The organism is Ramlibacter alkalitolerans (genome assembly GCF_016722765.1).
Classification (GTDB): Bacteria; Pseudomonadota; Gammaproteobacteria; order Burkholderiales; family Burkholderiaceae_C; genus Ramlibacter; species Ramlibacter alkalitolerans.
Genome location: NZ_JAEQND010000003.1, coordinates 137065 through 149824 on the forward strand (window position 1 = coordinate 137065; position 12760 = coordinate 149824).

Sequence of the window (12760 nt, forward strand, 5' to 3'; positions counted from 1 at the left end):
AACCAAGCAACCCATGTCCCTGGACCAAGTCACCCCTGGCAAGAATGTTCCCGACGCCTTCAACGTGATCATCGAGATCCCGATGAACGCCGACCCCGTGAAGTACGAGGTGGACAAGGAGACCGGCGCGATCTTCGTCGACCGCTTCATGAGCACGGCGATGCACTACCCGACCAACTACGGCTACGTGCCCAAGACCATCGCCGGCGACGGCGACCCCGTGGACGTGCTGGTCGTCACGCCGGTGCCGCTGATCCCCGGCGTGGTGGTGCCGTGCCGCGCGATCGGCGTGCTCAAGATGCAGGACGAGGCCGGCGACGACGCCAAGGTGCTCGCGGTGCCGATCGACAAGGTGCTGTCCATCTACACCCAGTGGCAGCAGCCCGAGGACCTGAATCCGCTGCGCCTGAAGACCATCGCCCACTTCTTCGAGCACTACAAGGACCTGGAGCCCGGCAAGTGGGTGAAGGTGCTGGGCTGGGAAGGCCCGGAATCGGCCAAGCAGGAAGTGCTGGAGGGCATCGAGGCGTACAAGAAGGCGCACCCGCAGGGGTGAGGGCGCTCGCGCGAGAGCCGCTTTCGTAGGCTGGCGGTGAGCCGCGCAGCGCGCGAACCCCAGCGATGCGCGAGAGCGCTGGGGTTCCGGCGCTGACGCGCGTCACCACCAGCCTACGAATCCGCCGCCGGATCCCCTTGCCGGAAGGGCGATCTCTCCTCGAGATGTTCCATGTACCTCTCGATCCCCCGTCCCTCGCGCTTCAGGAAATCCTCCACCGCATCCGCGAACGCCGGATGCGCCAGCCAGTGCGCGCTGGTCGTCTTCACCGGCATCAGGGCCCGCGCCATCTTGTGCTCTCCCTGCGCGCCGCCCTCGAAGCGGGTGTAGCCCTGCGCGATGCACCAGGCCAGCGGCTGGTAGTAGCAGGCCTCGAAGTGCAGGCAGTCCACCCGCTCCAGCGCGCCCCAGTAGCGCCCGTAGGCGACGCCGTCGCCGATGCCGATCAGGCTGCTGGCGATCGGCTTGCCGCGCCGCTGCGCGACGAACAGCAGCCAGTTCTCCGGCATGTGCGCCGCCATGCGGCGAAAGAAGTCGCGCGTGAGGTAGGGCGCGTTGCCGTGCTCGAGGTACGTGCGCTCGTAGCAGCGATAGAAGAAATCCCAATCGGCCGCTGCGATCTGCGCGCCCTGTGTGTGGCGGAACGTCACGCCCGCCTCGGCCACCTTGCGCCGCTCCTGCCGGATCTTCTTGCGCTTTTCCTGCGTGAGGCTGGCGAGGAAGGCGTCGAAGTCCGCGTAGCCGGCATTCAACCAGTGGAACTGCACGGTGTGGCGCAGCATCAGGCCGGCCCCCGCGCAGGCGGCCACGTCGTCGTCGTCCGCGAACAGCAGGTGCCATGAGGACAGCTTGTTCTTGCGGCACACCTCGAGCACCGCGCGCACCAGCGCGGCCCGCGCGTTCGCGTCGCGCGCCAGCAGCCGCGGCCCGGGCACCGGCGTGAACGGCACCGCGCTCAGCCCCTTGGGGTAGTAGCGCAACCGGTGCTGCTCGTAGGCGTTGGCCCAGGCCCAGTCGAACACGTATTCGCCATAGGAATGGCTCTTGAGATACAGGGGGCATGCGGCCTGCAGTTCGCCGTCGCGCCAGAGCGTGACGAAGTGCGGCGTCCATCCCGTGTCGCGCGTGGCGCTGCCGCTGTCGTGCAGCGCGGCCAGGTACTCGTGCCGCATGAAGGGCGAGCCGCCCGCCAGTGCGAGCAGCGCGTTCCATGCACCCGCGTCGATTTCCGCCGGTGCGCGAAGCACCCGGATACCATAGTCGTTGGAGAAGTCCGGCACGTCCGAAATGACACTCACCATTTGTACTGCCCAGCTCAACGTCACCGTCGGCGACATGGCGGGCAACGCGCAAAAGATCATCGCCGCGGCGCGCACGGCCTACGAACGCGGCGCGCGCCTGGTGCTCACGCCGGAGCTTTCGGTCTGCGGCTACCCGCCGGAAGACCTGCTGCTGCGGCCCGCGTTCATCGCTGCCTGCGATGATGCCGTGAAAACGGTGGCCCGCGAGCTCGCGGGGTTGAAGGGCCTGCACGTCGTCGTCGGGCATCCGCGCGGCGGCGACATCCGCAGCAAGTCGGTGCAGGTGCACATGCGCTACAACTCCTGCAGCGTGCTGTCCGAAGGCAAGGTGCTGGAGGTCTACAACAAGCGCGAACTGCCGAACTACCAGGTCTTCGACGAATACCGCTACTTCACGCGCGGGCAGGGCACCAGCGTGTTCCAGGTCGGCGACGTCAACGTCGGCTTGCTGATCTGCGAGGACGCCTGGTTCGAGGAGCCGGCGCAGCTCGCCCGTGCTTCCGGCGCGCAGCTGCTGGTGGTGCCGAACGCCTCGCCCTTCCACGTGGGCAAGAGCGGCGAGCGCATCGCGCGCATGGCCGAACGGGCCCAGAACGTGGAGCTGCCGATCGTGTACGCGCATTGCGTGGGCGGCCAGGACGAAGTGATCTTCGACGGCGGCTCCTTCGCCGTGAACGCGGATGGCTCGCTCGCCGCGCGCGCGCCAGCCTTCGTGGAGGACCTGTTCTACGTCACCGCCACGCCAGGGACCACCTCCTGGCGCCTGTCCGGCCCGATCGAGGGCGACCTCGGCGACGACGAGGAGCTGTGGCATGCGCTCGTGATGGGCGTGCGCGACTACCTGGGCAAGAACGGCTTTCCCGGCGTGCTGCTGGGCCTCTCGGGCGGCATCGACTCGGCGCTGGTGCTCGCGGTGGCGGTCGACGCGCTGGGCAAGGACAAGGTGCGCTCGATCATGATGCCTTCGCCCTACACGGCGGAGATCTCGTGGCTCGACGCGGCGGAGATGTGCAAGCGCCTGGGCGTGCGCTACGACGAGATCTCGATCAAGCCGATGTTCGAGGCCTTCCTGCAATCGCTCGCCAAGGAATTCGCCGGCCTGCCCGAGGACACGACGGAGGAGAACATCCAGGCCCGCATCCGCGGCGTGCTGCTGATGGCGTTGTCGAACAAGTTCGGCAGCATCGTGCTGACCACCGGCAACAAGAGCGAGATGGCCACCGGCTACTGCACGCTCTATGGCGACATGGCGGGCGGCTTCGCGGTGCTCAAGGACGTGCTCAAGACGGTGGTGTTCCGGCTGGCGCGCTGGCGCAACGCCAACGATCCCTACAAGACCGGCGCGAACCCGATCCCGGAGCGGATCATCACGCGGCCGCCCAGCGCCGAACTGCGCGCCGACCAGGTCGACCAGGACAGCCTGCCGCCCTACGAGATCCTGGACGGGATCCTTTCGCGCTACATGGAGAACGACCAGAGCATCGAGGACATCGTGGCCGCCGGCTTCGACCGCGCCACGGTGGAACGCGTCGCGCGGCTGGTGCGCATCAACGAGTACAAGCGGCGCCAGTCGCCGGTGGGCATCCGCGTGACGCACCGCGGCTTCGGCAAGGATTGGCGGTATCCTATTACCGGAAAGTTCCGCGCCTGAAGACCACCTGGAGAGAGAGTTCATGAAGCAGATCACCGCCATCGTCAAACCTTTCAAGCTCGAGGAGGTGCGTGAAGGCCTGGCGGAGTGCGGCGTCACCGGCCTGACGGTGACCGAGGTCAAGGGCTTCGGCCGCCAGAAGGGGCACACCGAGCTCTATCGCGGCGCCGAGTACGTGGTGGACTTCCTGCCCAAGGTGAAGATCGAGGTGGTGGTGAAGGACGAGGAGGTGGAACGCTGCGTCGACGCCATCATCTCCGCCGCCCGCACCGGCAAGATCGGCGACGGCAAGATCTTCGTCACCAGCGTGGAGCGCGTGGTGCGCATCCGCACCGGCGAGATCGACGAGTCCGCGGTCTGAGCGGGGCGCCGCCGCCATGGCCCTGACACTTGCGGATTTCGCAGCCCGCTGCCACGCCATCCTGGCACGCGATGGCGGCCCCGCGGGCCGCGCCGAAGTCGCCGCGCAGCTGCGCGAGGCGCTGCGCGACGAGGCTTTCGTGGCCGCCCAGTTCGGCCCCGATGCGCCGGAGCGCCGCGTCGTCTATGAAGATCCGCAACTCGGTTTCTGCATCCTCGCGCACGCGTACCAGGGCGCCAAGGAAAGCCCGCCGCACGACCACGCGAGCTCCTGGGCCATCTACGGCCAGGCGCAGGGCGAGACGGCGATGAGCGACTGGGAACTGGTCGAGCCCGCAACGCCGGAGCAGCCGGGGCGGGTGCGCTGGCTGCGCGAATACGTGCTGCGGCCCGGGGACGCGCATGTGTACAACGAGGGCGACCTGCATTCGCCGAGCCGGGCCGGGCCGACGCGGCTGATCCGGATCGAGGGGATGAACCTCGAGAACGTGCGGCGGCTGAAGTACCGGCCGGTGTGAGCGCCCCTCGTGGGCTGGTGGTGAACCGTAGGCTGGTGGTGAGTCGCGAAGCGCGAACCCCAGCGCTTCGCGCATCGCTGGGGTTTCGCTGCGCTCCACCGCCAGCCTACGAACCCCGCCGACCCCCTAGATCTCCGCCGTATCCACCCCGCCCGGGCTGCTGCGCGCAGCCTCCACCAGCTTTTCCAGCAGCGCCTCCAGGTCGTCGCCGATCGTCAGCAGCTCCATCTGCCACTCGCTCATGAAGCCGCTGTCCACGCTTTGCTGCAGGAACTGCAGCAGCGGCTGGTAGTAGCCGCCCAGATCGAACAGCCCCACGGGCTTGCGGTGGAAGCCGAGCTGCTTCCACGTCCAGGCCTCGAAGAATTCCTCGAAGGTGCCGATACCGCCGGGCATGGCGAGGAAGGCGTCCGCGCGTTCGGCCATGAGGCTCTTGCGCTGGTGCATGTTGTCGACGATGTGCAGCTCGGTGCAGTCCTGCTTGGCCCATTCGCGCTCCACCATGGAGCGCGGGATCACGCCGACCACCCGGGCGCCGGCCTCGAGCGCAGCGTTCGCCATCACGCCCATCAGGCCGTTGTTGCCGCCTCCGTACACCAGCTGGCCGCCCTGTCGGCCGATCCAGCGGCCGACCGCGGCGGCGGCGGTGGCGAAGCCCGGGTCTGCGCCGGTCCGCGAGCCGCAATAGACGCACAGGGAAAAGGCAGGATTCATGCGGAGAAGAAGCGCACCAGCGCCGTGAGCCAGACGCCGCCGGCGAAGAAGAGCGACAGGAAGACCGCCGCGCTCGCCATGTCCTTGGCGCGCTTGGACAGCGCGTGGCGCTCCAGGCCGATGCGGTCGATCGCGGCCTCGACGGCGGTGTTGAGGAGCTCCACGATCATCACCAGCACCACCGAGCCGGCCAGCAGCGCAACCTCCACCCAGCCGGCCCCGATGAAGAAGGCCAGCGGCAGCATCACGAAGGACAGGCAGGCTTCCACCCGGAAGGCTGCTTCGTCCCAGCCGGCGCGCAGGCCGGCCAGGGAATAGCCGGTGGCGTGCCACACGCGGTTGAAACCGGTGCGGCCCTTCTGCTCGTTGGCGAACTCGGGCAAGGCGTCGCGGTGGGACATGCCCGCATTGTCGCCGACCGGCCCGCGGCCCTCCTCAGGCGGCATCGACGAGCCGCGTGCCGGCCCAGGCGTCGTGCCAGAACTGCCGCTGCGGATGCAGCCGGCTGAGCCACGCCCAGACCAGCACCCAGCCGAAGAAGGCGGCCGTGACCGGTTTCCAGTCCACCAGGTGCTGCTGCGCAAAGGCGGCGACCGGCGGCAGCACCCAGATCGAGCACAGCACGTAGCGCAGCGCCGCCCGGGCAGGCGTGAGGGCCTGGCCATGGCGGTCGACGATGCGCATGCGCCAGGTCTGCATGGGCAGGGTGCGCCCCTTCACCCACGACCAGGTGAAGTACAGGCCCAGCACCACGGTGATCACGGCGCCGAGCGCCTGCCGTCCGTACAGGGCATGGCGCATCTGCGTGACGACGGAGAACACGAAGGCGGTCACCATGGCGAGCCCGAAGGCCAGGAAGGCCTCGTAGAACAGGGAGGCGAGCCGGCGCCGCAGGCTGGGCGCGACCAGTCCGGAGGCGGGCAGGCTCAAGGCAGGATCGGCGCCGGTGGCGGTGCCGGTGCCACCGGCGGCGGCGGCGCTTGCACCTGCGGCTGGGGCTGCGGCAGCAGCGTGTTGTTGTCCACCTGGCCGGGCACCCCCGCGATCCTGGCGGCGTTCTCCGGCTTCTTCGGCTTCGGGATCCGCGCCAGTTTCTGCTGCGGGACCGGCTGCACCGCCACGGCGGTGGGGGGCGGCGGCGGCTTGGCCGCCACGGCGCCGGCGGCGAGCTTGCGCTTTTCCTCCGCCGACAGGTTCTGGTAGGCCTCCCATTTGGCGCGCTTGTCGTCGGTGTTGAGCTTCTGGCTTTCGGCGAAGTTCAGCCGCGCCAGCGTGCGCTGCTGCGGCGAGAGGGCCGCCCATTCCGCCATGCGGCTGTGCAGGCGAGCCTGCTCGCCGGGCGGCATGCTGGGATAGTTGGCCGACAGGGCCAGCCACTTGCGCTTGTGGGCCTCGCCCAGCACGCGCCAGGTGCCCGAGAGAGGGGCCAGGGACTGCTGTTGCTGCGGCGAGAGTTCGGCCCAGGTGGGGCTGGATTCCGCGCGCGTGGCCGGTGCCGTGCGCACCGGTGCCGAACGCATCGGCGCCCGGGTGGAAACGGAAGGCTTGCTCGCCTGGGCCACGGTGGCCGCCGGCGCCGGCACGGGCACGGGCGCGGCGGGGGCAGCGGCGGCAGGTGCAGCGCCGGGAGCGGGTGCGGGTTTCTGGAGGGCCGGTGTTACATCCGCTGCCGCGGCACCCAGCACCACGCCCACGGCAGCGAGGCCGGTGGCGATGGCGAGGCGCAGGCGGGCGGCGGGCTGCATGGTCCGGGCTGCTTACTCGCCGCGCCCGGACTGCTTCAGGAACTGGACGAAACCGGGGTCGGCATAGGCTGCCGGCGGGAGGTCGTCGGTGAGCAGCGCAGTATCGACTTCGGCCAGCTCGCTGGCGCGGCGGTCCGTCTGGACGGTGTGGATCAGCACCAGGCCGCCCGCCAGCACGACGAGCGGCAGCACGGAGGCGATGCGGTACAGCCACGGGCGCCTGAGCGCCAGCGACGCCGAGGCGCCGCGGCCGACCACGGTGGGCGCGACGGCGGGTTTCTTGCGGGCCTCGAGGGCGCGCACGCGCACGGCCCGCAGACGTTCACGGACCTCGTACGGCAGCTCTTGCGAGCCCGCCGACAGGCGCATGGCGACCGCGCGGCCGAACTGGTCTGCCTGGCGCTGGGCGAGCAGTGAGTCCGTGATGGTCATAAGTGGATCCCTTTTGCCTTCAGTGCCTTGCTGAGGGCGGCGACCGCCCGGGAGCAGTGCGTCTTGACACTGCCTTCCGAGCAGCCCATGGCGGCAGCGGTTTCTGCAACATCCATGTCCTCCCAGTAACGCATCATGAAGGCTTCGCGTTGACGGGCAGGCAGCTCCATGATCTCCGTTTCGATCTCTCGCAAGATCTGGGCCCGGCGCGTGGCGTCCTCGGCGCTCTCGACCTGCTGTGACTGATCGGCGGAGGCGTAAGTTTCCAGCAGGTCGAATTCCCCCTCATCGGAGGCGGATTCGAAGTCGCTCAGGTTGGAGAACAGCGCATTGCGCGTCTTCTGGCGGCGGAAGAAGTCGAGGGTGCAGTTCGACAGGATCCGCTGGAACAGCATGGGCAGTTCGGCCGCCGGCTTGTCGCCATAGTGCTCCGCCAGCTTCATCATGCTGTCCTGCACGATGTCCAGCGCTGCTTCTTCCTCGCGCACGTGGTAGACGGTGCGCTTGAAGGCACGTTTCTCCACGCCCTGGAGGAAGTCCGAGAGTTCGCGTTCGGTGGCCAAGGAGTCCGGTGGGGCGGCGGTGAGCTTCGGGTTATGTGTCGCGTGCAGGCAGCAGGCGCAGCCGGGCAACCCGAAATTATGGCACCCCCGGGTCTGGCGCTCTTCTGTTGCAGTGCGATAATGCCAGCGCAAGTCACAGGCAAACGAGTCCTGGTCCGGCGGTGCGACGCGCCCGCCCATGGCCCGGTGCTCTAAGTCCCGAAGCTGCCCCACAAGGGCGGGCGAAGGGGCACCCCAAGGTTCGTAGTGCGAAACCCGAAAGGTTGATCATGGAAATCACAAGGACGGAGCTGAGCTCCGCGGCCGCCGCCTCGGCAGGCCAGACACAAGACCTCCGCGGCGCCGAAATCCTCGTCAAGTGCCTCCAGGCCGAGAACGTCAGGTACGTCTGGGGCTATCCCGGCGGCGCCGTGCTGCACATCTACGACGCGTTCTACAAGCAGGACACGATCCAGCACGTCCTGGTGCGCCATGAGCAGGCCGCCGTGCACGCGGCCGACGGCTATGCCCGCGCGACCGGCGACGTCGGCGTGGCGCTGGTGACCTCGGGCCCCGGCGTGACCAACGCCGTCACCGGCATCGCCACCGCCTACATGGATTCCATCCCGATGGTGATCGTCACCGGCCAGGTGCCCACGGCCGCCATCGGCATGGACGCCTTCCAGGAGTGCGACACGGTCGGCATCACCCGCCCCATCGTCAAGCACAACTTCCTGGTGAAGGACGTGCGTGAGCTCGCCGAGGTGATGAAGAAGGCCTTCCACATCGCCCGCAGCGGCCGCCCCGGCCCGGTGGTGGTGGACATCCCCAAGGACGTCTCGTTCAACAAGACGCCCTACACCGGCTACCCCGAGAAGGTGGAGATGCGCTCGTACAAGCCCGTCTCCAAGGGCCACAGCGGCCAGATCCGCAAGGCGGTGCAGCTGCTGCTGGCGGCCAAGCGCCCCTACATCTACACCGGCGGCGGCGTGGTCCTGGGCAACGCGACGCAGGAACTGCGCACGCTGGCCGACATGCTGGGCTTCCCGGTCACCAACACGCTGATGGGCCTGGGCTCCATGCCCGGCACCGACCCGAAGTTCCTGGGCATGCTGGGCATGCACGGCACCTTCGAGGCCAACAACGCCATGCAGAACTGCGACGTGCTGCTGGCCGTGGGTGCGCGCTTCGACGACCGCGTGATCGGCAACCCGAAGCACTTCGGCTCCTACGAGCGCAAGATCATCCACGTCGACGTGGATCCCTCCAGCATCTCCAAGCGCGTGCGCGTCGACATCCCGATCGTCGGCGACGTCAAGGAAGTGCTGAACGAGCTGATCGCGCAGATCCGCGAATCCGGCGTGAAGCCGGATGCCTCGGCCCTGGGCGGCTGGTGGGAAACGATCGAGGGCTGGCGCAAGCGCGACTGCCTGCGCTACGACCGCGGCAACCGCGACGTGATCAAGCCGCAGCACGTGATCGAGACGCTGTGGAACATGACCAAGGACGTGGAAACGTACATCACGTCCGACGTCGGCCAGCACCAGATGTGGGCCGCGCAGTTCTACAAGTTCCCCGAGCCGCGCCGCTGGATCAACTCCGGCGGCCTGGGCACCATGGGCGTGGGCATTCCGTACGCGATGGGCATCAAGCTGGCCAAGCCGGACTCGGAGGTGTACTGCATCACCGGAGAGGGCTCGGTGCAGATGTGCATCCAGGAGCTTTCCACCTGCCTGCAGTACAACACGCCGATCAAGGTCGTCTCGCTGAACAACCGGTATCTCGGCATGGTGCGCCAGTGGCAGCAGCTCGATTACGAGGGCCGCTACTCGCACAGCTACATGGACGCACTGCCCGACTTCGTGAAGCTGGCCGAGGCCTATGGCCACGTGGGCATGCTGATCGAGCACCCGAAGGACGTCGAGCCGGCCCTGCGCGAAGCGCGCAAGCTGAAGGACCGGACGGTGTTCATGGACTTCCGCACCGACCCGACCGAAAACGTCTGGCCGATGGTGAAGGCCGGGCAGGGCATCACGGAGATGCTGCTCGGTTCCGAAGACCTGTGAGTGCGGTAGGCCTGCAAGAAAACCTTCAACGCAGAAACCGCAAAAGCAGCGCAAAAGCCGCAAAAGATTCATGAGGCTTTCTTTCGCGGTTTTTGCGCGACCTTTGCGGCTTTTGCGTTAGATCCCTTCCATCCACCCCAAGACGAATCTATTGCCCGCCGAGCCCGCTGCTTACCGGCAGCGGGGGAGGGCGGCGAAAAGAGGAATCAGACATGAAGCACATCATTGCCGTGCTGCTCGAGAACGAGCCCGGCGCCCTCTCGCGTGTCGTGGCCCTGTTCTCGGCCCGCGGCTACAACATCGAATCGCTCACCGTGGCGCCGACGGAAGATCCGTCGCTGTCGCGCATGACGATCACCACCGCCGGCTCCGACGACGTGATCGAGCAGATCACCAAGCACCTGAACCGCCTCATCGAGGTGGTGAAGGTCGTCGACCTCACCGAAGGCAGCTACACCGAGCGGGAGCTCATGATGGTGAAGGTGCGCGCGGTCGGCAAGGAGCGCGAGGAGATGAAGCGCATGGCGGACATCTTCCGCGGCCGCATCATCGACGTGACCGACAAGAGCTACACCATCGAACTCACGGGCGACCAGTCCAAGAACGACGCTTTCCTGGTCGCCATCGACCGCAGCGCGATCCTGGAGACGGTCCGTACCGGCGCCAGCGGCATCGGTCGCGGCGAGCGGATCCTCCGCGTGTGACCCCATCCCCCAAAGCACATAGTTTTTCTGGAGAGACTCATGAAGGTTTATTACGACAAGGACTGTGACCTGAGCCTGATCAAGGGCAAGACGGTCGCCATCATCGGCTACGGCTCGCAAGGCCACGCCCACGCGCAGAACCTGAACGACAGCGGCGTGAAGGTCATCGTCGGCCTGCGCAAGGGCGGCGCCTCCTGGCCGAAGGTCGAGAAGGCCGGCCTGAAGGTCGCCGAAGTCAGCGAGGCCGTGAAGTCCGCCGACGTCGTGATGATCCTGCTGCCCGACGAGCAGATCGCCACCGTCTACAAGAACGACGTCGAGCCGAACATCAAGCAGGGCGCATCTCTGGCCTTCGCCCACGGCTTCAACGTGCACTACGGCCAGGTCGTGCCGCGCGCCGACCTGGACGTGTGGATGGTCGCGCCCAAGGCCCCCGGCCACACCGTGCGCAGCACCTACACCCAGGGTGGCGGCGTGCCGCACCTGGTGGCCGTGCACTCCGACAAGTCGGGCCGTGCGCGCGACCTCGCGCTGTCGTACGCGATGGCCACCGGCGGCGGCAAGGCCGGCATCATCGAGACCAACTTCCGCGAGGAGACCGAGACCGACCTGTTCGGCGAGCAGGCCGTGCTGTGCGGCGGCACCGTGGAACTGATCAAGGCCGGCTACGACACGCTGGTGGAAGCCGGCTACGCGCCCGAGATGGCGTACTTCGAGTGCCTGCACGAGCTCAAGCTGATCGTGGACCTGATCTACGAAGGCGGCATCGCGAACATGAACTACTCGATCTCCAACAACGCGGAGTATGGCGAGTACGTCACGGGCCCGAAGATCGTCACGGAAGAGACCCGCAAGGCGATGAAGCAGGCGCTGAAGGACATCCAGACCGGCGAATACGCCAAGAGCTTCATCCTGGAAAACCGCGCCGGCGCCCCGACCCTGCAGTCGCGCCGCCGCCTCAACGCCGAGAGCTCGATCGAGGTCGTGGGCGAGCAGCTGCGCGCGATGATGCCCTGGATCAAGAAGAACAAGCTGGTGGACCAGAGCCGCAACTGATGCACCTGTAGGCTGGCGGTGACCGCGCGCCGCCGCGCGCCGGGAACCCCAGCGCTTGCGCGCATCGCTGGGGTTCACGCGCTCCGCGGTTCACCGCCAGCCTACGTCCAAGCAACCGACGCCCGCGCCTCACGGTCGCGGGCGTTGTTTTTCCGTTCCTGCGGGCGCTTAAACTCTCCCCATGCACGACGGACACGAAGACGACCACTCGGCAGACGGGGTGGTGGTGCGCAAGCGGCGCAAGGGCATCTACATCCTGCCCAACCTCTTCACGCTGGCCGCGCTGTTCGGCGGCTTCTACGCGATCGTGATGGCCATGAACGGCCGCTTCGACCTGGCGGCCGTGGGCGTGTTCTGCGCGATGGTGCTGGACAGCCTCGACGGCCGCGTGGCGCGCATGACCAACACGCAGAGCGCCTTCGGCGAGCAGATGGATTCGCTCTCCGACATGGTCTCCTTCGGCGCCGCGCCGGCGCTGATCGCCTACGAGTGGGGCCTCAAGGGCCTGGGCCGCTGGGGCTGGATCGCCGCCTTCGTCTACTGCGCCTGCGCGGCGCTGCGCCTGGCGCGCTTCAACGTCAACACCGCGGTGATCGACAAGCGCTACTTCCAGGGCCTGCCGTCGCCGGCGGCAGCGGCGCTGGTCACCGGTTTCATCTGGCTGATGACGGAGTACGAGGTGCGCGGCTTCCAGGTGGCCTGGGTGATGTTCGGCGTGGCGCTGTACGCGGGCCTCACGATGGTCACCAACGTGCCGTTCTATAGCTTCAAGGACATCCAGATGAAGAAGAGCGTGCCCTTCGCGGTGATCGTGCTGATCGCCCTGGGCATCGCCGTCATCAACATCTATCCGCCCGCCGTGCTGTTCGCGATCTTCGTGATCTACGGCCTCTCCGGGTATGCGCTGTACTTCTGGCGCAAGTCGCGCGGAGAACGCGCCAGCGTGATCGCCACGTCGACCGACGAACCGGAGGAGAGCGGTCTCCACCGGTGATTCGCGGGCGGGGAGCGTGCCCTGGCGGTGAGTGGTACGCCGGTGATTCGCAGCGATGCGCCAAAGCGCTGGGGTTCGGCCTTCGGCGCTCACCGCCAGCCTACCCGACACCGTTCGCCCC

Annotated in this window: 15 protein-coding genes; 8 read left to right on the plus strand and 7 right to left on the minus strand. The window is 67.6% G+C overall.

Annotated features, from left to right (window positions below; translation table 11 throughout):
- Positions 1 to 13: 13 nt before the first annotated feature.
- Complete coding sequence (gene ppa, locus JI746_RS05995) at positions 14 to 556, plus strand: inorganic diphosphatase (protein ID WP_201687900.1); 543 nt, start codon at positions 14 to 16, stop codon at positions 554 to 556.
- A gap of 113 nt (positions 557 to 669) precedes the next feature.
- On the opposite strand, the gene JI746_RS06000 is transcribed toward ppa, so the two are convergent.
- Positions 670 to 1857 carry a GNAT family N-acetyltransferase gene (locus JI746_RS06000; RefSeq protein ID WP_201687901.1) on the minus strand — a complete coding sequence of 396 codons (1188 nt, stop codon included), beginning with the start codon at positions 1855 to 1857 and terminating at the stop codon, positions 670 to 672.
- On the opposite strand from JI746_RS06000, the gene JI746_RS06005 reads away from it, so the two are divergent.
- From JI746_RS06005 to JI746_RS06015, 3 genes are read left to right on the plus strand one after another with little or no spacing between them, the layout of a single operon-like run.
- Positions 1844 to 3508: an NAD+ synthase gene (locus JI746_RS06005; protein WP_201687902.1), complete on the plus strand. Its 1665-nt coding sequence runs from the start codon at positions 1844 to 1846 to the stop codon at positions 3506 to 3508. The genes JI746_RS06000 and JI746_RS06005 overlap by 14 nt on opposite strands.
- A 22-nt stretch (positions 3509 to 3530) precedes the next feature.
- Positions 3531 to 3869: a P-II family nitrogen regulator gene (locus JI746_RS06010; protein ID WP_201687903.1), complete on the plus strand. Its 339-nt coding sequence runs from the start codon at positions 3531 to 3533 to the stop codon at positions 3867 to 3869.
- Positions 3870 to 3885: 16 nt separating this feature from the next.
- Positions 3886 to 4386: a cupin domain-containing protein gene (locus tag JI746_RS06015; protein WP_201687904.1), complete on the plus strand. Its 501-nt coding sequence runs from the start codon at positions 3886 to 3888 to the stop codon at positions 4384 to 4386.
- 126 nt (positions 4387 to 4512) lie between these two features.
- On the opposite strand, the gene JI746_RS06020 is transcribed toward JI746_RS06015, so the two are convergent.
- From JI746_RS06020 to JI746_RS06040, 6 genes are read right to left on the minus strand one after another with little or no spacing between them, the layout of a single operon-like run.
- Positions 4513 to 5100 (minus strand): LOG family protein, encoded by a 588-nt coding sequence (locus JI746_RS06020; protein WP_201687905.1) that lies wholly within the window; start codon positions 5098 to 5100, stop codon positions 4513 to 4515.
- Positions 5097 to 5501 (minus strand): diacylglycerol kinase, encoded by a 405-nt coding sequence (locus JI746_RS06025; protein ID WP_201687906.1) that lies wholly within the window; start codon positions 5499 to 5501, stop codon positions 5097 to 5099. Before JI746_RS06025 ends, JI746_RS06020 begins: the two co-directional genes overlap by 4 nt.
- A gap of 34 nt (positions 5502 to 5535) precedes the next feature.
- Positions 5536 to 6030, minus strand: a complete 495-nt coding sequence (locus JI746_RS27570) for an RDD family protein (protein ID WP_236599610.1) — start codon at positions 6028 to 6030, stop codon at positions 5536 to 5538.
- Positions 6027 to 6845, minus strand: coding sequence for a DUF3106 domain-containing protein (locus JI746_RS27575; RefSeq protein WP_236599611.1), 819 nt, complete (start codon positions 6843 to 6845; stop codon positions 6027 to 6029). The genes JI746_RS27570 and JI746_RS27575 overlap by 4 nt, the downstream gene beginning before the upstream one ends.
- Positions 6846 to 6857: 12 nt before the next feature.
- Positions 6858 to 7277 carry a DUF3619 family protein gene (locus JI746_RS06035; RefSeq protein WP_201687907.1) on the minus strand — a complete coding sequence of 140 codons (420 nt, stop codon included), beginning with the start codon at positions 7275 to 7277 and terminating at the stop codon, positions 6858 to 6860.
- Complete coding sequence (locus tag JI746_RS06040) at positions 7274 to 7840, minus strand: RNA polymerase sigma factor (protein WP_201688181.1); 567 nt, start codon at positions 7838 to 7840, stop codon at positions 7274 to 7276. The genes JI746_RS06035 and JI746_RS06040 overlap by 4 nt, the downstream gene beginning before the upstream one ends.
- Positions 7841 to 8109: 269 nt before the next feature.
- Between JI746_RS06040 and JI746_RS06045 the strand changes: the two genes are divergently transcribed.
- From JI746_RS06045 to pssA, 4 genes are all read left to right on the plus strand, one after another.
- Positions 8110 to 9885 (plus strand): acetolactate synthase 3 catalytic subunit, encoded by a 1776-nt coding sequence (locus JI746_RS06045; protein WP_201687908.1) that lies wholly within the window; start codon positions 8110 to 8112, stop codon positions 9883 to 9885.
- Between the two features lie 212 nt (positions 9886 to 10097).
- A complete protein-coding gene (ilvN, locus tag JI746_RS06050) occupies positions 10098 to 10589 on the plus strand; it encodes an acetolactate synthase small subunit (protein ID WP_201687909.1) in 492 nt (163 codons plus the stop codon).
- Between the two features lie 39 nt (positions 10590 to 10628).
- Positions 10629 to 11645 (plus strand): ketol-acid reductoisomerase, encoded by a 1017-nt coding sequence (ilvC, locus tag JI746_RS06055; RefSeq protein ID WP_201687910.1) that lies wholly within the window; start codon positions 10629 to 10631, stop codon positions 11643 to 11645.
- 181 nt (positions 11646 to 11826) lie between these two features.
- The gene (pssA, locus tag JI746_RS06060) at positions 11827 to 12639 is read left to right on the plus strand and encodes a CDP-diacylglycerol--serine O-phosphatidyltransferase (RefSeq protein ID WP_201687911.1); all 813 of its coding nucleotides are present in this window, start codon (positions 11827 to 11829) and stop codon (positions 12637 to 12639) included.
- Positions 12640 to 12760: the final 121 nt, after the last annotated feature.